At 60.3% G+C, this 25,992-nt stretch carries 26 protein-coding genes; 11 read left to right on the top strand and 15 right to left on the bottom strand.

All coding sequences use genetic code 11. The annotated features are described in order from the left end of the window. Positions 1 to 34: 34 nt before the first annotated feature. From hpf to CLU80_RS18045, 4 genes are read left to right on the top strand one after another with little or no spacing between them, the layout of a single operon-like run. Positions 35 to 343, top strand: a complete 309-nt coding sequence (gene hpf, locus CLU80_RS18060) for a ribosome hibernation-promoting factor, HPF/YfiA family (RefSeq protein WP_093435973.1) — start codon at positions 35 to 37, stop codon at positions 341 to 343. Positions 344 to 354: 11 nt separating this feature from the next. Beyond that, positions 355 to 819, top strand: coding sequence for a PTS IIA-like nitrogen regulatory protein PtsN (ptsN, locus tag CLU80_RS18055; RefSeq protein WP_093435969.1), 465 nt, complete (start codon positions 355 to 357; stop codon positions 817 to 819). A gap of 2 nt (positions 820 to 821) precedes the next feature. After that, positions 822 to 1,679 carry an RNase adapter RapZ gene (gene rapZ, locus CLU80_RS18050; protein ID WP_038357533.1) on the top strand — a complete coding sequence of 286 codons (858 nt, stop codon included), beginning with the start codon at positions 822 to 824 and terminating at the stop codon, positions 1,677 to 1,679. 15 nt (positions 1,680 to 1,694) lie between these two features. Beyond that, positions 1,695 to 1,970 (top strand): HPr family phosphocarrier protein, encoded by a 276-nt coding sequence (locus tag CLU80_RS18045; protein WP_008085079.1) that lies wholly within the window; start codon positions 1,695 to 1,697, stop codon positions 1,968 to 1,970. Between the two features lie 94 nt (positions 1,971 to 2,064). Here the strand turns inward: CLU80_RS18045 and CLU80_RS18040 are convergent, their stop codons facing one another. From CLU80_RS18040 to pmbA, 6 genes are all read right to left on the bottom strand, one after another. After that, positions 2,065 to 2,958 (bottom strand): ZIP family metal transporter, encoded by an 894-nt coding sequence (locus CLU80_RS18040; RefSeq protein ID WP_099758006.1) that lies wholly within the window; start codon positions 2,956 to 2,958, stop codon positions 2,065 to 2,067. A gap of 30 nt (positions 2,959 to 2,988) precedes the next feature. After that, positions 2,989 to 3,600 carry a superoxide dismutase gene (locus tag CLU80_RS18035; RefSeq protein ID WP_099758005.1) on the bottom strand — a complete coding sequence of 204 codons (612 nt, stop codon included), beginning with the start codon at positions 3,598 to 3,600 and terminating at the stop codon, positions 2,989 to 2,991. Between the two features lies 1 nt (position 3,601). Then, positions 3,602 to 4,042, bottom strand: coding sequence for a DUF2753 family protein (locus tag CLU80_RS18030; RefSeq protein ID WP_016984162.1), 441 nt, complete (start codon positions 4,040 to 4,042; stop codon positions 3,602 to 3,604). A gap of 27 nt (positions 4,043 to 4,069) precedes the next feature. Further along, the gene (locus CLU80_RS18025) at positions 4,070 to 5,446 is read right to left on the bottom strand and encodes a class II fumarate hydratase (RefSeq protein WP_099758004.1); all 1,377 of its coding nucleotides are present in this window, start codon (positions 5,444 to 5,446) and stop codon (positions 4,070 to 4,072) included. Beyond that, complete coding sequence (locus tag CLU80_RS18020) at positions 5,427 to 5,834, bottom strand: FagA protein (protein WP_099758003.1); 408 nt, start codon at positions 5,832 to 5,834, stop codon at positions 5,427 to 5,429. The genes CLU80_RS18025 and CLU80_RS18020 overlap by 20 nt, the downstream gene beginning before the upstream one ends. A 251-nt stretch (positions 5,835 to 6,085) precedes the next feature. Next, complete coding sequence (pmbA, locus tag CLU80_RS18015; RefSeq protein WP_099758002.1) at positions 6,086 to 7,432, bottom strand: metalloprotease PmbA; 1,347 nt, start codon at positions 7,430 to 7,432, stop codon at positions 6,086 to 6,088. Between the two features lie 108 nt (positions 7,433 to 7,540). Between pmbA and yjgA the strand changes: the two genes are divergently transcribed. After that, positions 7,541 to 8,065: a ribosome biogenesis factor YjgA gene (gene yjgA, locus CLU80_RS18010; protein ID WP_007915377.1), complete on the top strand. Its 525-nt coding sequence runs from the start codon at positions 7,541 to 7,543 to the stop codon at positions 8,063 to 8,065. Between the two features lie 51 nt (positions 8,066 to 8,116). Here yjgA and tldD read toward each other — a convergent pair whose 3' ends face one another. The 8 genes from tldD to mreB all read right to left on the bottom strand — a co-directional run bounded on the left by tldD (position 8,117) and on the right by mreB (position 19,297). Continuing rightward, complete coding sequence (gene tldD, locus CLU80_RS18005) at positions 8,117 to 9,559, bottom strand: metalloprotease TldD (protein WP_034154473.1); 1,443 nt, start codon at positions 9,557 to 9,559, stop codon at positions 8,117 to 8,119. Positions 9,560 to 9,563: 4 nt separating this feature from the next. Continuing rightward, a complete protein-coding gene (locus CLU80_RS18000) occupies positions 9,564 to 10,424 on the bottom strand; it encodes a carbon-nitrogen hydrolase family protein (RefSeq protein ID WP_099758001.1) in 861 nt (286 codons plus the stop codon). 58 nt (positions 10,425 to 10,482) lie between these two features. Then, positions 10,483 to 14,289: a YhdP family protein gene (locus CLU80_RS17995; RefSeq protein ID WP_099758000.1), complete on the bottom strand. Its 3,807-nt coding sequence runs from the start codon at positions 14,287 to 14,289 to the stop codon at positions 10,483 to 10,485. Between the two features lie 75 nt (positions 14,290 to 14,364). Continuing rightward, positions 14,365 to 15,822, bottom strand: a complete 1,458-nt coding sequence (rng, locus tag CLU80_RS17990; protein ID WP_034154470.1) for a ribonuclease G — start codon at positions 15,820 to 15,822, stop codon at positions 14,365 to 14,367. 58 nt (positions 15,823 to 15,880) lie between these two features. Next, positions 15,881 to 16,477, bottom strand: a complete 597-nt coding sequence (locus CLU80_RS17985; RefSeq protein ID WP_099757999.1) for a Maf family protein — start codon at positions 16,475 to 16,477, stop codon at positions 15,881 to 15,883. A gap of 37 nt (positions 16,478 to 16,514) precedes the next feature. After that, positions 16,515 to 17,006, bottom strand: coding sequence for a rod shape-determining protein MreD (gene mreD, locus CLU80_RS17980; protein WP_034154468.1), 492 nt, complete (start codon positions 17,004 to 17,006; stop codon positions 16,515 to 16,517). Further along, on the bottom strand, positions 17,006 to 18,118 hold the full coding sequence (mreC, locus tag CLU80_RS17975) for a rod shape-determining protein MreC (RefSeq protein WP_099757998.1): 1,113 nt from the start codon (positions 18,116 to 18,118) through the stop codon (positions 17,006 to 17,008). The genes mreD and mreC overlap by 1 nt, the downstream gene beginning before the upstream one ends. Before the next feature lie 141 nt (positions 18,119 to 18,259). Next, on the bottom strand, positions 18,260 to 19,297 hold the full coding sequence (gene mreB, locus CLU80_RS17970; RefSeq protein WP_002555108.1) for a rod shape-determining protein MreB: 1,038 nt from the start codon (positions 19,295 to 19,297) through the stop codon (positions 18,260 to 18,262). Positions 19,298 to 19,508: 211 nt separating this feature from the next. On the opposite strand from mreB, the gene gatC reads away from it, so the two are divergent. From gatC to CLU80_RS17940, 6 genes are all read left to right on the top strand, one after another. Next, on the top strand, positions 19,509 to 19,796 hold the full coding sequence (gatC, locus tag CLU80_RS17965) for an Asp-tRNA(Asn)/Glu-tRNA(Gln) amidotransferase subunit GatC (RefSeq protein WP_007901429.1): 288 nt from the start codon (positions 19,509 to 19,511) through the stop codon (positions 19,794 to 19,796). 16 nt (positions 19,797 to 19,812) lie between these two features. Further along, positions 19,813 to 21,264, top strand: a complete 1,452-nt coding sequence (gene gatA, locus CLU80_RS17960) for an Asp-tRNA(Asn)/Glu-tRNA(Gln) amidotransferase subunit GatA (protein WP_093435926.1) — start codon at positions 19,813 to 19,815, stop codon at positions 21,262 to 21,264. A 10-nt stretch (positions 21,265 to 21,274) separates the two neighbouring features. Continuing rightward, positions 21,275 to 22,720, top strand: coding sequence for an Asp-tRNA(Asn)/Glu-tRNA(Gln) amidotransferase subunit GatB (gene gatB / locus CLU80_RS17955; RefSeq protein WP_099757997.1), 1,446 nt, complete (start codon positions 21,275 to 21,277; stop codon positions 22,718 to 22,720). 148 nt (positions 22,721 to 22,868) lie between these two features. Continuing rightward, positions 22,869 to 23,243 (top strand): septal ring lytic transglycosylase RlpA family protein, encoded by a 375-nt coding sequence (locus tag CLU80_RS17950; protein WP_093435918.1) that lies wholly within the window; start codon positions 22,869 to 22,871, stop codon positions 23,241 to 23,243. Positions 23,244 to 23,289: 46 nt separating this feature from the next. Next, positions 23,290 to 24,351, top strand: a complete 1,062-nt coding sequence (locus CLU80_RS17945) for a calcium/sodium antiporter (protein WP_093435915.1) — start codon at positions 23,290 to 23,292, stop codon at positions 24,349 to 24,351. After that, on the top strand, positions 24,348 to 24,728 hold the full coding sequence (locus tag CLU80_RS17940; RefSeq protein WP_093435910.1) for a carboxymuconolactone decarboxylase family protein: 381 nt from the start codon (positions 24,348 to 24,350) through the stop codon (positions 24,726 to 24,728). The genes CLU80_RS17945 and CLU80_RS17940 overlap by 4 nt, the downstream gene beginning before the upstream one ends. 108 nt (positions 24,729 to 24,836) lie before the next feature. On the opposite strand, the gene CLU80_RS17935 is transcribed toward CLU80_RS17940, so the two are convergent. After that, a complete protein-coding gene (locus tag CLU80_RS17935) occupies positions 24,837 to 25,778 on the bottom strand; it encodes an AEC family transporter (protein WP_099757996.1) in 942 nt (313 codons plus the stop codon). Positions 25,779 to 25,992 lie beyond the last annotated feature (214 nt).

Raw genomic sequence — 25,992 nt, 5'->3', positions numbered from 1 at the left:
CCGCTTTATGCACTGGCAACGAAGGAGAAGCTGTATGCAAGTCAACATCAGTGGACACCAACTGGAAGTGACCGAACCTCTGCGCACCTACATCAACGAAAAACTCGACCGATTAGAGCGCCATTTCGACAAGATCACCAACGTGCAAGTCACGATGTGCGTCGAAAAGCTGAAGCAGAAAATCGAAGCCACCTTGCATATTCCCGGCGGAGAAGTGGTTGCCAATGCCGAGCATGACGACATGTATGCCGCCATTGACCTGCTGACCGACAAGCTGGATCGCCAACTCAAAAAGCATAAGGAAAAGACCCAGAGCCTCCTCCAGGGCGCGACCGGTCGATAACCCCCCATTCCATGATCCGACTTGAAAGTATCCTGACCCCCGGCCGTTCCCTCGTGAACGTGCCGGGCGGCAGTAAAAAGAAAGCCCTCGAACAAATTGCCAACCTGATCGCCCGCGAAGTGGCGGATCTGGAGATGCAAGATGTCTACGAGGCACTGATTGCCCGTGAAAAACTCGGTTCCACCGGTTTTGGTAACGGCATCGCCATTCCCCATTGCCGCCTCAAGGGTTGCACAGCACCGATCAGTGCGCTGATGCACCTTGATGCTCCGATTGATTTCGACGCCATTGACGGCGCACCGGTTGACCTGCTGTTTGTTTTGCTGGTCCCGGAGGCTGCCACCGATGCGCACCTGGAGCTGCTGCGCCAGATCGCCAGCATGCTCGATCGCAAGGAAGTGCGTGAAAAACTGCGCAGCGCTCCAAGCAATGAAGCGTTGTATCAGGTTGTCCTGGACGAGCAGAACGGGCACTAATCATGCGCTTGATCATCGTCAGTGGCCGTTCCGGCTCGGGTAAAAGTACGGCTCTGGATGTCCTTGAGGACAACGGCTATTACTGCATCGACAACCTGCCCGCAGGCTTGCTGCCGGAACTGGCCGAACGCGCGCTGATTCACACGGAACTGGCGCAGCCGCTGGTAGCCGTGTCCATCGATGCGCGCAACCTGCCGAGCCACCTGACACGCTTTCCCGAACTGCTTGAAGATGTCCGGGCCAAACACATCCAGTGCGACGTCCTGTATCTGGACGCCGACGAAGAAACCCTGCTCAAGCGTTTCTCCGAAACCCGCCGTCGTCACCCGCTGAGCAACGCCAACCGCTCACTGGCCGAGGCGATCCAGGATGAAACCGCCCTGCTCGGCCCGATTGCCGACCTCGCGGACCTGAAGATCAACACCACCAATTTGAACCTGTACCAGTTGCGCGACTCCATCAAGCTGCGTCTGCTGAACCAGCCGGAGCCGGGGACCGCATTTCTGGTCGAGTCCTTCGGCTTCAAGCGCGGCATGCCGGTGGATGCGGATCTGGTGTTCGATGTGCGCTGCCTGCCCAATCCGTACTGGAAGCCGGAACTGCGCGCGCAATCGGGTCTCGATGCGCCGGTGGCTGAATACCTGGCGGCACAGCCGGAGGTCGAAGAAATGTTTCAGGACATCTTCACCTACCTGCACAAGTGGCTGCCGCGCTTCGCCGCGAGCAACCGCGCTTACGTCACCATTGCCATTGGCTGCACCGGCGGGCATCACCGCTCCGTCTACCTGACCGAACGTCTGGGTCAGGCCCTGCAGAAAACCCTGAAGAACGTCCAGGTTCGCCACCGCGACCTCACTTAAAGGATTCACACCGCGATGCCTGCTCTGGAAATCGAAATCATCAACAAGCTGGGCCTGCATGCCCGCGCATCGGCCAAGTTTGTCGGGGTGGCCGGGCAGTATCCGGATTGCACGATCAGAGTGGGCCGTACACCAGAGACCACGGTTGATGGCAAAAGCATCATGGCGATGATGATGCTAGCGGCTGGCAAGGGCACCAAGATCTATCTGAGCACCGAAGGGCATCAGGAACAGGAAGCGCTGGATGCGCTGGTGGCGTTGATCAACAACTACTTCGACGAAGGCGGCTGACAGCCAAAGTCAAAAGATCGCAGCCTGCGGCAGCTCCTGCATTGGAATACGTTCCCTGCAGGAACTGCCGCAGGCTGCGGTCTTTTGCTCTGCTTCAACCCAACGCCGTATCCATCACCATCATCAGACAAAACCCGATCAACAGGCCAAGACTGGCCAGTTTGTCATGACCATTGCGTCGCGACTCGGGAATCACTTCATGGGTCACCACCAGCAACATCGCCCCCGCCGCCAGAGCTAGTCCTAATGGCAACAACACCTGCGCCAGACTGACCAGCCACGCACATAACAACGCAAACACCGGTTCGACCAGACCTGACGCCGCACCGATCAGGAACGCCCTGACCCGCGACATCCCCGCCCCGGCCAACACCAACGCGATCACCAGACCTTCCGGGACATCCTGCAAAGCGATACCCATGGCCAGGCTGTCCGCATCCGGCATGCCGCCGCCAGCAGAAACGCCGACAGCCATGCCTTCAGGGATGTTATGGGCAATGATGGCGAACACGAACAGCCAGATCCGTGGTGGAATCACCGGATGCTCGACGGTGCCGACGAGCATTTCCGGGGACGCGCCGGAAACCTTGCGATCGACCAGATACAGCCCGAACGCACCCAGCATGATGCCGAAGCAGGTCAGGCCGCTGGCACCCCACGGTGTCAGTCCGAGGCTTTCGGCGGCAGCAATGCCCGGCACGATCAGCGAAAACGCCGTCGCCGCCAGCATCACCCCGGCACCAAAACCCAGCAAGGTATCACTGAGCGTCTGCGGCATCCGCCGGATCACCAGCACTGGCACAGCCCCGAGCGCCGTGCCGAGGGCGCAGATCGCGCCGCCCTGCAACGCGCGCAACAGCCTCGGCTCGAGATTCAGCCATTCCAGTCCGTGGGCGACCAGCAAAGTCATGCCCGCCAACAGCAACAGCGATCCCACTGCGTAACGAAACATACGCCCACTTCCGATCGCCAGCGTTTCAGTGCCCATAGTCAGCCTTGGATTGTTTTTATAGAAGACTTAAACCAGCGCAGCCTGATAACGCGCAGCGACTTCAGGCCAATTGATCACGCTGTAAAAGGCGTTGATGTATTCCGGCCGACGGTTCTGGTAGCGCAGGTAGTAGGCGTGCTCCCAGACATCGAGGCCGAGAATCGGCGTGTTGCCGTTCATCAAGGGGCTGTCCTGGTTGCCGCTGCTTTCCACCAGCAGTTTTTTCTCCGGGGTCACGCTCAGCCAGGCCCAGCCGCTGCCGAAACGGGTCAACGCGGCTTTGGTGAAGGCTTCCTTGAAGCTGTCGAGACCGCCCAATTGCTCATCGATGGCTTTGGCCAGCGCGCCGTCCGGTTTGCCGCCGCCGCTTGGCACCATCACTTCCCAGAACAGCGAGTGATTGGCGTGACCGCCGCCCTGATTGATCACTGCCGCACGAAGTTTTTCCGGCAGATCCTTGACGCTGGCGACCAGTTTTTCTACCGGCCATTCGGCGTATTCAGTGCCTTCTACGGCGGCGTTGAGGTTGTTGATGTAGGTCTGGTGATGCTTGGTGTAGTGGATCTCCATAGTCTGCGCATCGATGTGCGGTTCGAGCGCGTCGTAGGCGTAAGGCAAGGCAGGCAAGGTAAAAGCCATTTCAATGGACTCCATGGTGATGGGGGGCAGGTGCGCGGCGCGCATTGCCGGTATCCGGATGCAGCAGGCGTTGGGTGCGCGGGTATTCACCGTGCTCGCTGATGAAATTCAACAGCTCGACGTAAGTCTTGCTGCTCTGGCGCAGCGCCGCTTCACGCAAGGCGAGGCGCTGACGTTCGTCCTGCATGGTCTGCAACAAGCGTTGATGGATGGCGCAGAGGTATTCGGCGCTCTCCTCCGGCTGATTCAGGCGCAAGTGCAGATCGGCCAGGTTGTGGTGGGAGATGACGCAAGCCGCCACCGCTTCGTCGGCATCCGCCCAGCGTTCGAACAACACTTGCGCCAGGGCCAGGGCTTGCAGGTAAGCCTCACGGGCGTCGATCAGTTCGCCGAGCATGAAGCAGCGATTGGCCCGTTCGATCGTGCGTTTCCAGTGCTCCATGGTGAGCCTCCAAAGCGGTTGCGGGGTTTACACGCCGCCGGCGGTGAGTTTCTCGGGGTTGAGCAACTCTTCCAGTTGGCTGCGCGACAGGTCGGTGTGTTCCAGGGCGACGTCGATTACCGCACGGCCTTCCTTGTAGGCCTGCTTGGCGATTTCGGCGGCTTTCTGGTAACCGATGATCGGGTTGAGCGCGGTCACCAGAATCGGGTTGCGCGACAACGCTTCTTTAAGGCGCGACTCGTTCACCTTGAAGCTGGCGATGGCTTTGTCGCCGAGCAAGCGGCTGGAATTGGCCAGCAGCTCGATGCTGCTCAGCAGGTTCTGCGCGATGATCGGCAGCATCACGTTCAGTTCGAAATTGCCCGACTGACCGGCAATGGTGATCACCGAATCGTTGCCGATCACCTGCGCGGCAACCATGGCGGTGGCTTCCGGGATCACCGGATTGACTTTGCCCGGCATGATCGACGAGCCCGGTTGCAGGGCTTCGAGTTCGATTTCACCGAGGCCGGCAAGCGGGCCTGAGTTCATCCAGCGCAGGTCGTTGGCGATTTTCATCAGCGACACCGCAGTGGCCTTGAGCTGGCCGGAGACGGCGACGGCGGTGTCCTGCGAGCCGATCAGCGCGAACAGATCCTTGCCCGGGGTGAATTCCACGTCGGTCAATTGACTCAACTGGCGGCTGAAACGCGCGGCGAATTCAGGATGCGCGTTGATCCCGGTGCCGACCGCCGTGCCACCCTGCGCCAGGGATTGCAGGCTTGGCAGCAAATCCTGCAGATGACTGATGTTGGCCTTGAGCTGCTGCGCCCAACCGTTCAGCACCTGGCTCATGCGCACCGGCATCGCGTCCATCAAATGCGTGCGGCCGGTTTTGACGTGGTGATGTACGTGCGTGGCTTTGTGCTCGATCACTTGCACCAGGTGCAGCAGCGCCGGCAGCAGTTGTTCGTGCAGGGCCAGCGCAGCACTGACGTGAATGGTGGTCGGGATGATGTCGTTGCTGCTCTGGCCGCAGTTGACGTGATCGTTGGCGTTGACCGGCTCGCCGAGCAGACGGCTGGCCAGGGTGGCGATCACTTCGTTGGCGTTCATGTTGGAACTGGTGCCGGAACCGGTCTGGAAGATGTCCACCGGGAAATGCGGCATGAAGTCGCCTTCGAGCAAGCCTTGCGCGGCGTCGCTGATGGCTTTGCCCTGCGCGGCGCTGATCTGGTTGAGTTCAACGTTGGCGCGGGCGGCGGCGGCTTTGGCGAGGATCAGCGCGCGGATGAATTGCGTCGGCATCGGTTTGCCGCTAATCGGGAAGTTATCCACCGCGCGCTGGGTTTGCGCGCCGTAGAGAGCGTCCACCGGCACCTGCAGTTCGCCCATGCTGTCGCGCTCAATACGTGTCTTGGTCATCTGAAAATCCTTGCACCAGTTCAATAAGAGGAATCGAGGGCAGCAGTTCGCAGGTGGCGAGCTGCCAGGTATAGCGTTGCCAACGCTGGAGCCGGCATTTGCACAGGGACAGGCGCTCCATTTCACGCAGTGGACGCCAGGCTTGATCGAGACAGAAGCTGCGCCAATGCCACGGCAAGGCGATGTCGGTGGCCGTGTCGAGCAGCAGATGGAAGGAGGTTTCAGCGATGGTCCAGGGAGAAGTCGCCGTACAACAGGCCAGATACCGGCCCTCGGCCAGATAGTGTTCGATCAGGCGCGGTTCGTCGGGATCCATCGCGCAACGGATCTGGCGACTCATCCAGCGCCAGCTTTCGAGGTACGGCTGCTCGTGCAAGGCAGAACTCATGATCCGGGGCTCATCCGATAATGAGATTTATTATTAGATGATAATGAGAACCAAAACAAGAGCGTCGAACCATGCAGATCTCATTGTGAGAGCGAGCCTGCTCGCGAAGGCGTCGTGCCGGTCACCACTGCGGTCGGCCGTGAAATCGCTTTCGCGAGCAGGCTCGCTCCCACATTGGTTTTGTATGGAGCCAATAAAAAAGGCGCGCCACCCGATGAGGTGGCGCGCCTTTTGTGTGTGACGGCCGGGGTTTAGCTGCCCGCGACAGTCATCCGTTCGATCAACACCGAACCGGTCCGAATGTTGCTGCGCAGCTCCAGATCATTACCGACCGCGACGATCTGCTTGAACATGTCGCGCATGTTGCCGGCGATGGTCACCTCCTGCACGGCGAACTGGATTTCGCCATTCTCGACCCAGAAACCCGCCGCCCCGCGCGAATAGTCGCCGGTGACCATGTTCAAGCCATGGCCCATCAATTCGGTGACCAGCAAGCCACGGCCCATGCGCTTCAACAGTGCAGCCTGGTCTTCATCGCCATGGGTGACGAACAGGTTGTGTACGCCGCCTGCGTTGGCCGTGCTCGGCATACCGAGTTTACGTCCGGAGTACGTGCCAAGGATGTACGACACCAACTCGCCCTTTTCGACGAACGGTTTGGCATACGTCGCCAGACCATCACCGTCGTAGGAAGCACTGCCCATCGCGCGCATCAGGTGCGGACGCTCGTCGATGGTCAGCCATTCCGGGAACAGCTTCTGCCCCAGGGTGCCTTCAAGGAAGGACGACTTGCGATACAGGCTGCCACCGGACACCGCCGAGAGGAAACTGCCAAACAGACCACCCGCCAGTTCTGCGGAAAACAGCACCGGCACTTCGCAAGTCGGCACCGGACGTGCGCCCAGACGGCTCGCCGCCCGCTGCGCAGCACGCTGGCCGATGCTTACCGGATCCGCGAGCAAAGTGCCCTGACGGTTTACGTCATACCAGTAATCGCGCTGCATCTGGCCATTGGCCTCGGCAATCATCACGCAACTCAGGCTGTGCCGCGTCGATGCGTAGCCACCAATGAAACCGTGGCTGTTGCCGTACACGCGGCAGCCCTGATGAGTGCTGAGGGTGGTGCCGTCGGCATTCTTGATCCGCGCATCGGCGTCGAATGCTGCCGCTTCACAGAGCAAGGCCTTCTCGATGGCCTGCTCCGGGGTGATGTCCCACTCGTGGAACAGGTCGAAATCGTGCTGTTCCTTGGCCATCAACGCCGCATCGGCCAGGCCCGAGGCTTCGTCTTCGGAAGTGTGTTTGGCGATTGCCAGTGCGGCAGCGACGGTTTCGCGAATCGCATCCGGACCGGTCGCCGACGTGCTGGCCGAGCCTTTGCGCTGGCCCACATACAGGGTGATGCCAAAGCCCTGATCGCGGTTGAATTCGACCGTTTCGACTTCGCGCTGACGCACCGACGTCGACAGTCCCTGCTCCAGCGACACCGCGACTTCGCAGGCACTGGCGCCCTGACGCTTGGCTTCGGCGATGATCTGCTCGACTTGTTCCTGCAGTGCCGGCAATGCCTGCGGGCCGACGCTTTGAACTGCACTCATGCTCATCTCCACTCAAATTCTGCTTTCGGCTGGGGTCATCGAGCGACCGGGCCGGACAAGCGGCCCCCGACTGGTTATCATGGCGGCGTTTCTTTGCGGACTGCCACCATGGTTGATTCTTACGACGACTCCCTCGATACGGGAGAAAAAAGCAAATCTCAGGTCAAACGCGAGCTGCATGCTCTGGTTGACCTCGGCGAGCGCCTGACAACACTCAAGCCAGACTTGATCGCAAAACTGCCGCTGACCGACGCTATGCGCCGGGCGTTGGCCGATGCGCCCAAGCACACCGCGAACATCGCGCGTAAACGGCACTTGCAGTTCATCGGCAAACTGATGCGCGATCAGGACACTGACGCAATTCTGACCTTGCTCGATCAACTCGATGCCTCGACTCGTCAGTACAACGAGCGTTTCCACAATCTCGAACGCTGGCGTGATCGCCTGATCGCGGGCGACGATGCCGTGCTGGAAAAATTCGTCGTCGAGTATCCGGACGCCGATCGCCAGCAACTGCGTTCCCTGATCCGTCAGGCTCAGCACGAGGTTGCGCAAAACAAACCTCCTGCTTCCAGCCGCAAGATCTTCAAGTACATCCGTGAGCTGGACGAGACTCAACGCGGTCTGCGTTGATATTCGCCACCGGGTGGTCGCCCTGCGCGCCACCCGAAGCTCCACCTCCTCTTATGCGCCCGTGCCACCCACGGTGATCGCATCGATTTTCAGCGTCGGCTGACCGACACCTACCGGCACCGATTGCCCATCCTTGCCGCACGTGCCCACACCGCTGTCCAGCGCCAGATCGTTACCGACCATCGACACCCGGCTCATCGCCTCGGGGCCGTTGCCGATCAACGTCGCGCCTTTGACCGGCGCAGTGATCTTGCCGTCTTCGATCAGGTACGCCTCGCTGGTGGAGAACACAAACTTGCCGCTGGTGATATCGACCTGACCGCCGCCGAGGTTGGCGCAGTAGATGCCCTTCTTCACCGACGCGATGATTTCTGCCGGATCGCTTTCGCCACCGAGCATGTAGGTGTTGGTCATTCGCGGCATCGGCAGATGCGCATAGGACTCCCGGCGCCCGTTGCCGGTGCGGGCCACGCCCATCAGACGCGCATTGAGCTTGTCCTGCATGTAGCCCTTGAGTACGCCGTTTTCGATCAGCGTGGTGCACTCGGTCGGGGTGCCCTCGTCGTCGACGCTCAGCGAACCGCGACGGCCGCTCAAGGTGCCGTCATCGACAATGGTGCAAAGTTTCGAGGCAACCATTTCGCCCATGCGGCCGCTGTAGGCCGAACTGCCCTTGCGGTTGAAGTCGCCTTCGAGACCGTGGCCGACGGCTTCGTGCAACAGCACACCGGACCAGCCCGAACCCAACACCACCGGCAACGTACCGGCCGGTGCAGGAATCGCTTCCAGATTTACCAGCGCCTGACGCAGCGCTTCACGGGCATAGCCCATGGCGCGATCTTCGGCGAGGAAATAGCGGTAATCCGTACGCCCGCCGCCGCCATGCCCGCCACGCTCGCGACGGCCATTCTGTTCGACGATCACACTGACGTTGAAACGCACCAGTGGACGCACATCGGCGGCCAGACCGCCGTCGGTGGACGCCACCAGAATCCGCTCCCACACACCCGCCATGCTGACGCTGACCTGCTGGATACGCGGGTCAAGTGCGCGGGTGGCGACATCGATGCGCTTGAGCAGCTCGACTTTCTCGGCCCGGCTCAACACTTCCAGCGGGTTATCCGGCGCGTATAACTGTGCAACATCTTGAGTGGTAAACGCCTGGACTGTGCCGTTCTGCCCGGCCCGGGAGATCGAACGCGCGGCACGGGCCGCTGCGCCGAGGGCTTCGAGGGTGATCGCGTTGCTGTAGGCAAAACCGGTTTTCTCACCGGACTGCGCGCGCACGCCGACACCCTGATCAAGGTTGAAGCTGCCTTCCTTGACGATGCCGTCTTCCAGCGCCCAGGATTCGGAAATCTGGCCCTGGAAATACAGGTCGGCGGCGTCGATGCCGGGGCCGGCCAGGTCGCCGAGCACGCCTTGCAGGCTCTCGATCGTCACGCCGCCGGGCGCCAACAGGTGATCACTGACTGAGGACAACAACTCGCTCATAGGTTTACGCCTTAAATTCGTGTTCTGAGGCAGGCCGCTGTGCGCCCTGCGAGAAAAACCGCCGATGACGCGTCACCGGCATTCGCGCCCTGATGGACGCTTGTTCATTGCTATCGCGCTCGGCCAACAACACCGCTTCGCCTTGATCCTGACTCGCCAGCACCCGGCCCCACGGGTCGATGATTGCCGCATGGCCGAAGGTTTCTCGCGGTCCCGGATGGGTTCCGCCTTGTGCTGCGGCAAGCACATAACACTGTGTCTCGATGGCGCGTGCGCGAATCAGCACATCCCAATGCGCTGCGCCGGTCACCGCAGTAAAAGCTGACGGTGCGGTAATCAACTCTGCACCGGCGGCACGTAATTCGCTGTACAGCTCGGGAAAGCGCAAGTCATAACACACGGTCAGACCGACTCGCCCCACGGGCGTATCGGCAACGACAACGCCACTGCCATAAGCATAGTCATCGGATTCGCGATAACGGCCGCGATTGTCCGCCACATCCACATCGAACAGATGCAACTTGTCATAGCGTGCAACGATTTCGCCATGCTCATTGACCAGCAGCGAGCAGGCGTTGGCTTTGGCCGTCGGCTGATCCACTGGAGGCAACGGCAAGGTGCCGGCCACTATCCATAACTTGAGGTCGCGGGCGGTCTGTTTCAACCACGGCAGGATCGGCCCTTCGCCCAATGCTTCGGCGCGGCCGATATCAGCGATGTCGCGACGGCCCATGGCGGCGAAGTTTTCCGGCAGCACCGCCAGCTTCGCGCCACCGGCCGCTGCCTGTTCGAGCAGGCGCCGGGCCTGGGCCAGATTGGCCAGCACGTCGCTCTGGCTGACCATTTGAATCACCGCTAAAGACATGGCGAACTCCGCAAGAGATATGCGGCCATGCTACTCCATCGGTTCAGTGGCTGGCTGTTCAAAAAGGCTTGTCGAAGGTGATTTTCGGCTCTTTCCATGGGCCTTTGACGGTGTATTTCACACTGGCAAAGCGCGCCACGCGGTCACCGATCAGCTTGTCGATCAGGAACAACGCGCCGCCGACCGCCGGTGCGCCGACGATCAGCGCCGCAATCGGCAGGTTGTTGGTCACCGGCAAGGTCACCAGCAACTTGGCGTCCACCTGATCACCGACCAGATCCAGCGTACCGTCCAGCTCAATGTTGCTCGAAGGACCGGTCAGGCGAATCGGTTCACGGGTGACATACACACCGTTATTTGCCACCAACAGGCCTTTGACCCGGTCGTAGCTCAAGCCTTTGCCGAACAGATCGGAGAAGTCCAGACGCAGACGCCGGCCGATGGAGTTGAAGTTAAGCAGGCCAAACACTCGCAACGCCTGCGCACCGCCCTCCACTTCAACAAACTGACCTTTGTTCAACGACGCATCAAGAGTGCCGGAGAAGCGCTTGGTCGCCAGCCAGGCCGGCGAGCCCGGCCAACGGCCGTCGACGTCCATATGAAATTCTTCGCTGGTCACGCTCGGCGCAAAGCCCCAACCCTTGAGGACATCGGCGAGATTCTTGCCGCCAATCCGGCCCTTGAACCAGCTATTGGTCGCCCCCGGCGCACCTTCCCAGCCGCCGTTGCCCTGCAACAGGATGCCTTTGAGGCCCATATCGAGGTTGTTCAGGGCGATGCCTTTCGCGGTCGGTCGCACTTTGAGCGACCAGCCGCCGACCAGATCCGGCCCGAGAAACAGTTGATTGATGGTGATGTCCAGCGCCGGAATCTTCGTCGGATCGACCGACGCCAACGGGTCTGGCGAATTTTCGTCAGCCTGTACCGTCGGGTCCGGCGCTGGCAGTTTCACGTACTGCAAATTCACCGCAATCGGCACGCCCTTGGCGTCCGGCAGGCTCGCCGAGCCCTTGGCCTGCTGGCTGTCGAGAGCCAGATTCCATGCGCCCGGTTTGCGATTGACCTGCACTGAGGCCTGATCCAGCGTGGTCCCGAGTGCCGTGAGCTTGCCGACTTTGAAATCAGCACTGTTGAGCAATTGCTTGGCGCTGCCGCCCGGATCCTGCCCGGCGTATTTGTTCACCAGATCCTGCCACGGCGCGACGTCCAGTTCCGAGAGCACCCCGCGAACCCGCAAGCCTTTGGCGCCCGGCAGCACCGCTTCGCCGGCACCGAGAAACAATTCGCCACGGCCCTCGGCAAAATTGCTCGGAGGTGCCGCGAAGGTGAAATTGGCCAGTTGGTCGTAGTTGACCCAATAACGCCGCTCCTGCCCCTGCAAAGTCATGCGGAACACGGTATCGCGTCCGACATCTGCCGCCATACCGAACGGTGCCGGCAGATCCACCGCCACACCTTTCATGCTGGAGCTGACCATCAACTGGCTGTCGGCGCCGTCCAGATTCAATTGCAACTGATAAGGAATGGTCCCGGAAACCGGCAATGGTTGCGTCACGCCCAGCCAGTCGGTGAGTTTCTTCACTTCGACCTGACCGGATGCGGCAACCCGGGTCTTGAGCTTGCCGGGGCTGCCATCAGCGAAGATCTGCGCGGTCACCGGTTTGTCGAACGCCCGCGCGGCGATGTTCTGCCCGCTGAGTCCTTTGGCGCTGTCGAAGCGGAAATCACCCTTGAGTTGAGTCAGCTCAAGCTTCGGCTCGGCGAGTTTCAGGCGCGCATTGGCGGTTTTGAAGTCGACCAGAATCTTCGGCAGGTCGCCGCCCTTGTCCAGCGGGATGTCCAGTTTGAGCTTGCCTTGCAGATCACCCGCCCCTTCCCATCCGGCAAAGGTCTCACCGGTGCCGATCGGCGCTTCCTGAAGAATCTTCAAGCCATCCCCCAACCCACCGGCAAAGGCGCCATCGAGGAACATATGCGTATGTTGTCCGGCCGGCACATGGGGAATATTGACGAAGACATCGCTGACTTGAGTGTCGAGCAACTGGCCCTTGTCGGCCACGATCCGCACACCACTGTCTTCGATAAACACATCGCCACTGACCTTGCTTACGTGCGGCCAGCCCGGCTGGAACGCCAGTTCAGCGTCGTGCACTTTGAAGAACAGACTGATACTGCGATCGGCCTCCCCGGCATTTTTGCTCAGCGAACCCTGATACTGAAAGAAACCCTGATCGACTGCACCTTTGAGGATGGCCGTACGCAGCCACTCGTCGAGCGCCGGGCTGAGCACTTGAGGCAGGTACTTGGCCGTGTAGCGACCGTCGCCATCGACCAGACCGACCCGCAGGTCCATATAGTCTTCCTGACTATGGTCGAAATGCAGGCGTATCAGGAAATCGCCGGCAATCTTGCCTTCCTCGCCAAGCACCTTCAGGTACGGAGCGATCAGGGTGAAGCCGTCTTTGTCGAGCTTCCAGGTCAGCCGCGCATTGGCCTGAATGTACTGCCATGGCTTGGCGAAAATCGGGTCGAGGTGCAGGACAAAATCCTTGCTGTCCATGCGCAACTCGCCACCGTCCAGGTTGCCGCTGAGGCTACCACTGACGTTTCGTGCTGCCGGAGCGCCGTGATAGGCATCGAAACCAACATTGTCCAGATTGGTGGCGAAACTGAATTTGTTGCCATCGGTGGCATTGGGGCGAAAATCCAGCAGCACGTTGCGCAGCCCACCGGTGACTTTCAGATGGTCAACGGCCGTGGCGAAACCTTGCGGCAACGGCCCCAACGCATTGAGCAACGGAGTGATCGGAGTCAGATCGAGACGATCCGCCTGCAAGTGCCAGAGCTCGTCCACCTTGTCGGTCGCGCGCGTCTGCTTCAGTTGGACATGAGACTCCCAACGGTTTTCGCCAAAACTCATCGCCAGTGAATCGAGGGTAATGGTCGCACCCTCATCACTGTTCTCGTAGTAGGCATTAAGCGCCAGATTATTGATCTGGATCGGCTTGCGATCGGCATAGGCGCCGGTCAGTTGCGGAGCATTCAAGCGTAACGCGGCACTCTGCAGTGTGCCCTTGGCCCAATTGACCCAAAGTTCGCCACCGGCTTTGATCTCGGAAAAATTCCATTGTTGGGTAAGACGCTCTGGCAGCCACTTCGACCAGTCGCTTTGCGGCAGGCTGGCATAACCGTCCACCACACTGTCCTGCCATTGCTCCGGGCGAATCCGCGTGCGCAGGCTCAGTGCAACGGGCTGGCCATCCGGCAAGGTCAAACGCGCATCGAGCCGTTGACGGCTGGCGCCGGTTTTCAGATTGAGGCCGACATAGGTGAGGGTCAGCGGCGCGTGATCCAGCGGTTGCAGGGTCACCTGACTGTCGAGCACCGACAGTTGCTGAATCATTTGCGAGCGATTAAACAGTTGCTGCGGGTCGAGCGGCTGATCGTTCTGCACCGGCAGACCTTCCAGCGCCCAACTGCCGTCCTCGGCCTCCTTGAGGCTGATTTTCAGGCCGTTGAGTTCAAGATGGGCAATGCGCACTTCGCGCGCCAACAGGCTGGCCCAAAGATCCGGTACCGCGCGCACTCGATCCAGACGCAACGCATTGGCGCCAGCGCCGACCATTACATCATGGGCCAGCAGGATCGGCGCAAAACCGCTCCAGTTACCTTCAAGTTCGCCGATCTGCAACGGCATGCCAAGGGCGGCACTCGCCTTGTCTTCGATGTCGGCGCGATATTCGGCCACCAGCGGGGTCAGCTCACGACCGAGACTGACGTACAACGCCATCAACACCAGAACCAACGCGCACAGGCCCAGCCCCCAGCGGGTGAGTGTGGCCAGAATGCGTGTCAGACGCTCCATGTCAGTTGGCTCCCATGGCAAAAATACTGCGAAAAGCTGAGGCCAGCCGCGGTGGAATAAAAGTGACGCAGGGGATCAGAGCAGCACCACGTCATATTGTTCCTGGGAATACATGGTTTCCACCTGGAAGCGTATGGTGCGACCGATAAACCCTTCAAGCTCGGCGACGTTACCGGATTCTTCGTCAAGCAAGCGATCCACCACTTTCTGGTTTGCCAACACCCGGTAACCCTCAGCCTGATAGGCTCGCGCTTCACGGAGGATCTCGCGGAAGATCTCGTAACAGATGGTTTCCGCAGTCTTGAGTTTGCCGCGCCCCTGACAACTGCTGCACGGCTCGCACAGCACCTGTTCGAGACTTTCGCGGGTACGCTTGCGGGTCATCTGCACCAGGCCCAACTCGGTGATGCCGATGATGTTGGTCTTGGCGTGATCACGCTCCAGCTGTTTTTCCAGGGTGCGCAACACTTGGCGTTGATGCTCTTCATCTTCCATGTCGATGAAGTCGATGATGATGATCCCGCCCAGATTGCGCAGGCGCATTTGCCGGGCGATCGCGGTGGCCGCTTCGAGATTGGTCTTGAAGATGGTTTCTTCGAGGTTGCGATGGCCGACGAAAGCTCCGGTGTTCACGTCGATGGTGGTCATGGCTTCCGCCGGATCCACCACCAGATAGCCACCGGATTTCAGCGGCACCTTGCGTTCGAGGGCTTTCTGGATTTCGTCTTCGACGCCATACAGGTCGAAAATCGGTCGTTCACCCGGGTAGTGTTCCAGACGATCGGCGATTTCCGGCATCAGTTCGGCGACGAACTGCGTGGTTTTCTGGAAGGTTTCCCGGGAATCGATGCGAATCTTCTCGATCTTCGGGTTGACCAGGTCACGCAGCGTACGCAACGCCAGACCGAGGTCCTCGTAAATCACGCTAGGCGCGGAGATGGTTTTGATCTGCTCGTTGATCTGGTCCCACAGGCGCCGCAGGTAACGGATGTCCATGAGGATTTCATCGGCGCCAGCGCCTTCGGCGGCGGTGCGCAGAATGAAACCACCGGCCTCCTTGATGCCTTCTTTGGCCACGCAATCGCTGACCACCTGCTTGAGGCGTTCGCGCTCGGCTTCGTCTTCGATCTTCAACGAGATGCCGACGTGGGCGGTGCGCGGCATGTACACCAGATAACGCGAAGGTATCGACAGCTGCGTGGTCAAGCGCGCGCCTTTGGAACCAATCGGGTCCTTGGTGACTTGCACCACCAGGCTTTGACCTTCGTGCACCAGCGCGCTGATACTTTCGACCGCAGGACCTTCACGTAGAGAGATTTCGGCGGCGTGAATGAATGCCGCGCGGTCCAGGCCGATGTCGACAAACGCTGCCTGCATACCCGGCAGCACGCGGACGATCTTGCCTTTATAGATGTTGCCGACAATCCCGCGCTTTTGTGTGCGCTCAACGTGGACTTCTTGCAGCACACCGTTTTCGACCACCGCCACGCGCGACTCCATCGGCGTGATGTTGATCAGAATCTCTTCACTCATGGCAGGATCTCGTTCAGGCGTGTTCACGATAATGGCCGCATCTGGATTCGTACGACGCTTATTGCGCGTTCAGGTTTTGCCAACAGGGTATGCCGAAATGGCCTAACAGTTCTGCGGTTTCGCAAATCGGCAACCCGACCACCGCCGAGTAACTGCCATTGAGGCCCGCGACAAACACCGCGCCGAGCCCCTGAATGCCATAACCACCGGCCTTGTCCCGTGGCTCGCCACTGGCCCAGTAAGCGGCCGCTTCCTCAATGCTGATCGCGCGAAACCGCACCAGACTGCGCACCACCCGCGACTCGCAGCGCTCGTCTTCAAGCACGGCGATGGCGGTCAGCACTTCATGCTCCTTGCCGGACAACATCATCAGCATGGCGCATGCATCGGCTTCGTCCACCGGTTTGCCCAGAATTTTGCCGTCCAGCACCACGGCAGTGTCAGCACCCAGCACGCAGAATGGCTGAGTGGACACGACCGTGCGGCGTCCGGCCTCGGCTTTGCCGCGCGCCAAGCGATCGACATAGGCCGAGGGCGACTCTTCGGGTGATGGGGTTTCGTCGATATCCGCACTGATGGCGGAGAACGCAACGCCGATCTGCGTGAGCAATTCACGGCGACGCGGCGATCCGGAGGCGAGGTAAAGCGGCTTCATCAAAACATCTCCCTGTTCAGTGCCCAACTTCACCGGTTCAATTGATTTTGTAGCGTCGGCGCAATCCGCGTAGGGCAAAGCTGACCCAAGGCCAGAGCAAGGCGCTGACCAGCGCCGGAAGTACCAGCGCCAGGGTTGGTTGACGGTTACCGGTCAAGGCACTGAGCCACAGTTGCACCAGTTGCGCGAGGCCGAAGATCACCAGAATTACCAGGCATTGCTGCCACATCGGGAACATCCGCAGGCGTTGTTGCAATGACAATACGAGGAAGGTGATCAGTGTCAGGATCAGCGCGTTCTGACCGAGCAGATCGCCCTGCAGCACGTCTTCGGCCAGGCCCAGGCAAAACGCCGTGACCATGCCCACTGTGTGCGGCATATACAAAGCCCAGAATGTCAGGAGCAAGGCCAGCCATAGCGGGCGCAGGATTTCCATGAAAATCGGCAATGGCGACACGCTCAGGAGTATGCCGACAACAAACGTCAGCCAGACAATCCAGCCGTTACGCGATGCGGTAGCCCCGACCATTATTCTTGTCTCCCGGTTGTCGCTGGTGCGTTGACTGGCGGTTTGGCCGCAGGTCGCGCAGCCGGCTGGGCAGCTGGAGGTTTGGCAGCCGCTGGCGGTTTGCTTGCCGCGGGTTTGGCCGGTGTGGCGCTAGCGGCGGCGGTCGGTGCGGCAGGCGTCGCGGGCGTCGTAGCCGCTGCGGCAGGCGGGGTCACGGTTTTCGGTACAGTGGCCGGAATAATCGGGCCGCCGCCAAAAGCATCAAGATTTTCCTGCGCTTGCGCCGCATCGTTGGCACGCTCTTCGGCGGTGCGGTTGTCGCTGAACACCAGCAACATGTAACGGCTGCGATTCAGCGCGGCGGTCGGCACGGCGCGGACGATGGCGAACGGCTGACCGGAATCGTGGATCACTTCCTTCACGGTCGCGACCGGATAGCCTGCCGGGAAACGCTGGCCAAGGCCGGAACTGACCAACAGGTCGCCTTCCTTGATATCGGCAGTGTCGGCGACGTGGCGCAATTCCAGGCGTTCAGGGTTGCCGGTGCCGCTGGCAATGGCCCGCAGCCCGTTGCGATTGACCTGTACCGGAATGCTGTGTGTGCTGTCAGTGAGCAGCAAGACACGCGAGGTGTAAGGCATCAACTCGACCACCTGGCCCATCAGGCCACGCGCATCGAGCACCGGCTGACCGAGCACCACGCCGTCGCGCTCACCTTTATTGATGATGATGCGATGGGTGAACGGGTTGGGGTCCATACCGATCAACTCGGCCACTTCGACCTTTTCGTTGACCAGTGCAGAAGAATTGAGCAACTCGCGCAGCCGAACGTTCTGCTCGGTAAGGGCGGCAAGCTTTTGCATGCGGCCCTGCAACAGCAGGTTTTCGGTCTTGAGTTTTTCGTTTTCGGCGACAAGCTCGGTGCGGCTGCCGAACTGGCTGGCGACACCTTCCCACAAGCGACCCGGCAGGTCTGTGATCCAGTAGGCATCCATCAGCACCAGCGACGCTTGCTTGCGCGCAGGCTTGAGCAGGTCAAAGCGGGCATCGACCACCATCAGCGCGATCGATAGCACGGCCAGCACCAACAGGCGCACGCCCAACGAAGGGCCCTTGGCGAAAAGCGGTTTAATAAGCCGCTCCTCCCAAGCAAATGTTCTGTTTATTCATACGGCATCAAACCGGCCTGGATGAAGACTGACAGAAGATAAACGCCAACAGGCAGCACTGCAAAGTGCTGCCTGCGCGCTCACCCACGTATTGCACTCGGCGACTTATTCGCTCGAGAGCAGGTCCATGGTGTGCTTATCCATCATTTCCAATGCACGGCCACCGCCGCGAGCCACACAGGTCAGCGGATCTTCGGCAACGATCACTGGCAGACCGGTTTCCTGGGCCAGCAACTTGTCGAGATCACGCAGCAGCGCGCCACCACCGGTCAGCACCAGGCCACGCTCGGCGATGTCGGAAGCCAGTTCCGGCGGCGATTGCTCCAGAGCACTTTTCACAGCCTGAACGATGGTTGCCAGGGACTCTTGCAGAGCTTCCAGCACTTCGTTGGAGTTCAGGGTGAATGCGCGTGGAACGCCTTCGGCCAGGTTGCGACCGCGAACGTCGACTTCGCGAACTTCGCCGCCCGGGTAGGCCGTGCCGATTTCCTGTTTGATGCGCTCAGCGGTGGATTCACCGATCAGGCTGCCGTAGTTGCGACGCACGTAAGTGATGATCGCTTCGTCGAAGCGGTCGCCGCCAACGCGGACGGATTCGGCATACACCACACCGTTCAGGGAGATCAGCGCGATTTCAGTGGTACCACCACCGATATCCACGACCATCGAGCCGCGCGCTTCTTCTACCGGCAGGCCGGCACCGATCGCAGCGGCCATTGGCTCTTCGATCAGGAATACTTCACGGGCACCGGCACCAAGGGCCGATTCACGGATGGCGCGACGCTCAACCTGGGTGGATTTGCATGGAACGCAGATCAGCACACGAGGGCTAGGCTGCAGAAAGCTGTTTTCGTGAACCTTGTTAATAAAGTATTGCAGCATCTTTTCGCAGACGCTGAAGTCGGCGATCACGCCGTCTTTCATCGGACGAATGGCAGCAATGTTGCCCGGCGTACGGCCGAGCATGCGCTTGGCCTCGGTGCCGACAGCAACGACACTTTTCTGGTTACCGTGTGTCCGAATGGCCACAACCGATGGCTCATTCAGGACGATACCGCGCTCGCGCACGTAAATAAGGGTGTTGGCAGTGCCCAGGTCAATGGAAAGATCGCTGGAAAACATGCCACGCAGTTTCTTGAACATGGGAAAGGGACCCTAGGCAACGCGTGGGTAAAAAAGTGCGGCAAACTCTAACAACGACAGGGATTTTGGGCAAGGCGCCAATATGTTAAATTGGCCGCTTTTCTGTGCACCAAGCCCCACAATCGCGGCCTTATGACCGTAGAAGTGCGGTAGTGTTCCGACAATCTAACACACGGACGCCGTCCGTTCTGTTTTCCACAGGAGAATCCCGATGGCGCTAGAACGCTCCGACGTGGAAAAAATCGCTCATCTGGCCTGCCTTGGCCTCAATGATGCCGATCTTCCACACATTACTTCCGCTCTCAACAGCATTCTCGGTCTGGTCGACGAAATGCAGGCTGTTAATACCGACGGAATCGAGCCTCTGGCCCACCCGCTGGAAGCCAGTCAGCGCCTGCGCGCCGATGTTGTGACCGAGACCAATCACCGCGAGGCCTACCAGTCCATCGCACCAGCGGTCGAAAACGGCCTGTATCTGGTTCCGAAAGTCATCGACTAAAGGGAAAGAGCCTGCAATGCATCAAATGACTCTGGCCGAGATCGCCCGCGGTCTCGCCGATAAAAAGTTTTCCTCCGAAGAGCTGACCAAAGTCCTGCTGGCGCGCATCACCCAGCTCGATCCGCAGCTCAACAGTTTCATCAGCCTCACCGAAGAGCTGGCGCTCGAGCAGGCGAAAGCCGCCGATGCACGCCGCGCCAACGGTGAGAGCGGCGCCCTGCTCGGTGCGCCGATCGCTCACAAAGACCTGTTCTGCACCCAGGGCATTCGCACCAGCTGCGGCTCGAAGATGCTCGACAACTTCAAAGCCCCGTACGACGCCACCGTGGTCGCGAAGCTGGCGGCTGCCGGCGCGGTGACCCTGGGCAAGACCAACATGGACGAATTCGCCATGGGTTCGGCCAACGAGTCGAGCTGGTACGGCGCGGTGAAAAACCCGTGGAACCTGGAACACGTGCCGGGCGGTTCGTCCGGCGGTTCGGCGGCGGCAGTAGCCGCTCGTCTGTTGCCTGCGGCCACGGCCACCGACACTGGCGGTTCGATCCGTCAGCCGGCAGCCTTCACCAACCTCACCGGCCTGAAACCGACCTACGGTCGTGTTTCGCGCTGGGGCATGATCGCTTACGCCTCGAGCCTCGATCAGGGCGGGCCGTTGGCGCGCACCGCCGAAGACTGCGCAATTTTGTTGCAAGGTATGGCTGGCTTCGATCAGAACGACTCCACCAGCATCGATGAGCCGGTTCCGGATTACTCCGCCAGCCTGGGCGACTCGCTGCAAGGCCTGCGCATCGGCGTGCCGAAGGAATACTTCAGCGCCGGTCTCGACCCACGCATCGCCGAGCTGATCCAGAACAGCATCAAAGAGCTGCAGAAGCTCGGTGCGGTGATCAAGGAAATCAGCCTGCCGAACATGCAGCACGCAATTCCTGCGTACTACGTGATCGCCCCGGCAGAGGCTTCCTCGAACCTGTCGCGTTTCGACGGCGTGCGCTTCGGCCATCGCTGCGAGAACCCGGAAAACCTGATCGACCTGTACAAGCGTTCCCGTGGCGAAGGCTTCGGCGCGGAAGTGCAGCGCCGGATCATGGTCGGTGCCTACGCGCTGTCCGCCGGTTACTACGACGCCTACTACCTGAAAGCGCAGAAGATCCGTCGCCTGGTGAAGAACGACTTCATGGCTGCCTTTAATGAGGTCGACATCATCCTCGGCCCAACCACGCCGAACCCGGCCTGGAAACTCGGCGCCAAGAACAGCGACCCGGTCGCTGCCTATCTGGAAGACGTCTACACCATCACCGCCAACCTCGCGGGCCTGCCGGGCCTGTCGATGCCGGCCGGTTTTGTCGACGGTCTGCCGGTGGGCGTGCAGTTGCTCGCGCCGTATTTCCAGGAAGGTCGCCTGTTGAACGTTGCCCACCAGTATCAGCTCAACACTGACTGGCACACCCGCACCCCAACCGGCTTCTGAGGAGACACACATGCAATGGGAAGTCGTGATCGGGCTGGAGATTCACACTCAGCTCACTACCCGGTCGAAAATCTTTTCCGGTAGTTCCACCACGTTCGGTTCCGAGCCGAACACTCAGGCCAGCCTGATCGACCTGGGCATGCCCGGCGTTCTGCCGGTGCTGAACCAGGAAGCGGTGCGTATGGCGGTGATGTTCGGTCTGGCGATTGACGCCGAGATCGGTCAGCACAACGTGTTCGCCCGTAAAAACTACTTCTACCCGGACCTGCCGAAGGGCTACCAGATCAGCCAGATGGAGTTGCCGATCGTCGGCAAGGGCCACCTGGACATCGCCCTGGAAGACGGCACGGTCAAGCGTGTTGGCATCACCCGCGCGCACCTGGAAGAAGACGCCGGCAAGAGCCTGCACGAAGAATTCAACGGTGCCACCGGCATCGACCTGAACCGTGCCGGCACACCGCTGCTGGAAATCGTCTCCGAGCCGGACATGCGCAGCGCCAAGGAAGCCGTGGCTTACGTCAAGGCGATCCACGCACTGGTGCGTTACCTGGGTATTTGCGACGGCAACATGGCCGAAGGTTCGCTGCGTTGCGACTGCAACGTATCGGTACGCCCGAAAGGTCAGGTTGAGTTCGGCACGCGCTGCGAGATCAAGAACGTCAACTCGTTCCGCTTCATCGAGAAGGCGATCAACACCGAGATCCAGCGTCAGATCGAGCTGATCGAAGACGGCGGCAAAGTGATCCAGCAGACCCGTCTGTACGATCCAAACAAGGACGAGACCCGTCCGATGCGTTCGAAAGAGGAAGCCAACGACTACCGTTACTTCCCCGATCCGGACCTGCTACCCGTAGTCATCGAAGAGTCGTTCCTCGGCGAGGTGCGCGCCACCCTGCCGGAACTGCCACCGCAGAAACGCGAGCGCTTCCAGAGCCAGTTCGGTCTGTCGGCCTACGACGCCAACGTGCTGGCCACCAGCCGTGAGCAAGCGGACTACTTCGAGAAAGTTGCAGCTATCGGCGGCGACGCGAAACTGGCGGCGAACTGGGTGATGGTCGAGTTGGGCAGCCTGCTCAACAAGCAAGGCGTGGACATCGACGAGTCGCCGGTTTCCGCTGAACTGCTGGGCGGCATGCTGCAGCGCATCAAGGACAACACCATCTCCGGCAAGATCGCCAAAGTGGTGTTCGAAGCGATGGCCAACGGTGAAGGCAGCGCGGACGAAATCATCGAGAAACGTGGCCTGAAACAGGTTACCGACAGCGGCGCGATCTCTGCAGTGCTGGACGAAATGCTCGCGGCCAACGCCGAGCAGGTTGAACAGTATCGTGCGGCGGATGAAGCCAAACGCGGCAAGATGTTCGGCTTCTTTGTCGGTCAGGCGATGAAAGCGTCGAAAGGCAAAGCCAACCCGCAGCAAGTGAACGAACTGCTGAAAAGCAAGCTCGAAGGCTGATGAAAATGGAGCCAGACAAACAGCCTGGCTCCATCCCCTGTAGGAGTGAGCCTGCTCGCGATAGCGATTTGACAGTCACTTTTCCGGTGTCTGACATTGCGCTATCGCGAGCAGGCTCACTCCTACATTTGTTTTTGGGAAACCTTGAATGAAGCGTCTGCTCAGCCTTTTCGCCCTGCTCTCCTTGCTGGCCGGTTGCGCCAGTACCGATATCATCGACCCGCACGGTTACGACCAGACCGGTGTCGCCTCTTATTACGGTGCCAAGCACCACGGTAAACGGACCGCCAGTGGCGAGCCGTTCAACCAGAATTCCCTGACCGCCGCCCACCGCCAGCTACCCTTCGGCACACGGGTGAAGGTCACCAACCTGAAAAACGATGAATCCGTTGTGGTCCGCATCAACGACCGTGGCCCGCATACCCGTGGACGCCTGATCGATGTGTCCCGCGAGGCCGCCGAACAACTCGGCATGCTGCGCAGCGGCACCGCGCGGGTTCGCGTGCAGGCCCTCGACGACTGATGGAGCGCTGACCATTTTCGGATTAGCCGATTTACCCCTGATCAGCGTGATCGAACTGCTCGCTGGCCTGTGCCTGCTGATCTTCGGCGCCGAACTGATGGTGCGCGCAGCGGTACGTCTGGCAGCACGCCTGCATGTGCGACCGCTGATCATCGGCCTGACCATCGTCGCCCTCGGCAGCAGCGCACCGCAAATGGCCGTCAGCCTGCAAGCGGCGCTGGCGCATAACCCGGACATCGCCGTCGGCAGTGTGGTCGGCAGCAGCATCTTCAACATCCTTGTCACCCTAGGGCTTTCCGCGCTGATCATTCCTCTGCGCGTCTCGCGGCAACTGGTGCGCCTGGATATTCCGCTGATGATCGGTGCCAGCCTGCTGGTATTCGTGCTGGCATGGAATGAAGAGATCGGGCGCTTCGACGGCATCCTGTTGTTGGCGGCTTTGGCGCTGTATCTCGGTTTACTGCTGCGCCAGTCACGGCATTCGACGCGACCGCATTCGGAACATCCTGAAACGGCGCATGCCTCGTGGTTCAGCAGCCTGTTGATGATCGTTATCGGTCTGGCGATGCTGGTGTTTGCCGGGCATCTGCTGCTGGGCGCCGCTGTCGTGGTGGCCACCGACCTGGGATTCTCCGAGCGAGTGATTGGCCTGACTGTGGTCGCCGTCGGCACGTCGCTGCCGGAACTGGCTACGTCATTGATCGCAGCCTTGCGCGGACAACGCGACATCGCCGTCGGCAACGTGATCGGCGCCAACCTGTTCAACCTGCTCGGGGTGCTCGGCCTGACCGCATTGATCGCACCGACGCCGCTGTCGGTGTCCCCGAACGCGCTGGATTTCGACCTGCCGGTGATGCTCGGCGTCGCCGCACTGTGCCTGCCGGTGTTCTATTCCGGCTACCGCGTGACGCGCGCCGAAGGTTTGCTGTTGCTCGGTTTGTACCTGGCGTACGGGCTGCACGTGGTGTCGTTCACCACCGGCATGCCGCTGGCCGGCAAGCTTGAGCGGCTGATGCTGTTTTATGTCTTGCCGACGCTGTTGACGTTTCTGCTGTTCACGTCGATCCGCGCCTGGCGCCGCCAACACCACAAGAGTGATACGCCATGACCGAATCGAAGAAGTCCGGGGTAGAAGTACGTCGCCAGGTAATGGGCGATGCGTTTGTTGATCGCGCGCTGGGCAACGCCACCGAGTTCACCCAGCCGTTGCAGGATTTCGTCAATGAACATGCCTGGGGTGGCGTCTGGAATCGCGAAGGTCTGCCGCTGAAAACCCGCAGCCTGATCACCCTCGCCGCGCTGACCGCATTGAAGTGCCCGCAAGAGTTGAAAGGCCACGTGCGCGGCGCGCTGAACAATGGCTGCACGGTCGACGAGATTCGTGAGGCGCTGCTGCATTGCGCAGTGTATGCCGGCGTGCCGGCGGCGATCGATGCGTTTCGTGCAGCTCAGGAAGTGATCGATACCTACCAGAAGCCTGTGTGATTGAACTGACGCCTTCGCGAGCAAGCTCGCTCCCACATTGGAATGCATTTCAAATGTGGGAGCGAGCTTGCTCGCGAAGAGGCCCGGGAGAGCAACCCAAGATTCAGGCTAGATCCACCCACCCCATTGCAAAACAAAGATCCCGATATTGGTGGTAATCGCCGCCATCAACGTGGTCAACACAATGATCGCCGCCGCCAGCTCATGATTGCCCTGCGCCGCCCGGGCCATGACAAAACTCGCCGCCGCCGTCGGGCTGCCGAAGTACAGAAACAGAATCCCCAACTCCGCCCCACGAAAGCCCCACAACCACGCCCCCAGCGTCGCCAGCACCGGTAGACCGATCATCTTCACCAGGCTGGAACTGAGCGCCATGCTACCGCTCTTGCGCAATGCCGCCAGCGACAACGTGCCGCCAATGCAGATCAGCGCCAATGGCAAGGTGGTCTGCGCCAGATACTGGCCGGAAGTCTCCAGCCAGCCCGGCAAACCGATCTTGAAATAGGCAAACGGCGCCGCCGCAATCACGCTGATGATCAACGGATTGCTGAACACGCTTTTGCAGATGCTCCACGGATCGGATTTGATCACCGGGCTGTACACCGCCAGCACGATGGTCGACAGGGTGTTGTAGAAAAGGATCACCAGCGCCGCGAGAATCGCCCCGAGGGAAATCCCGTAATCGCCGTACATGCTTGCCGCCAACGCGAGACCAATCACGCCGTTGTTGCCGCGAAACGCGCCCTGGGTGTAGATGCCGCGATCTTCACGCGGGCATTTGAAAATCGCCCAGCCCCAGGCCACGGCGAAGCTCACCAGGGTGGCGAGGGAGAAGTAGATCAACAGGGACGGTTGCAACGCGGCGTGCAGGTCGGCGTGCAGAATGCCGAGGAACAGCAGCGCCGGCATGGTGACGTTGAACACCAGCGACGAGGCCGTGTGGATGAAGTTGTCGTTGATCCAGTCGATGCGCTTGAGCAGCACACCGAGAAACAGCATGGCAAACACCGGCGCGGTGATGTTCAGGGTTTCGAGGAAGATTGCCAGCATGCCGGGGAGCCTTGGGTGAGCGTCGTTAGGGGGCTAATGATAAGCCAAAAGCTTGAAAAGCCCCTCACCCTAACCCTCTCCCCGAGGGAGAGGGGACTGACCGAGGTGTCTTGTGTCATACATCGACCTGCAAGACCGAGTCGATTATGGATTCGGCAAAGCACTTTCAGGTCGATGTACTTCTTAAATATTCCCGGATCGGCCCCCTCTCCCT

This window comes from Pseudomonas sp. 29 (assembly GCF_002754355.1).
In the GTDB taxonomy this organism is placed as follows: domain Bacteria; phylum Pseudomonadota; class Gammaproteobacteria; order Pseudomonadales; family Pseudomonadaceae; genus Aquipseudomonas; species Aquipseudomonas neuropathica.
The sequence above is the reverse complement of the archived record's forward strand: the minus strand, read 5'-3'. Positions and strand labels throughout refer to the sequence as shown.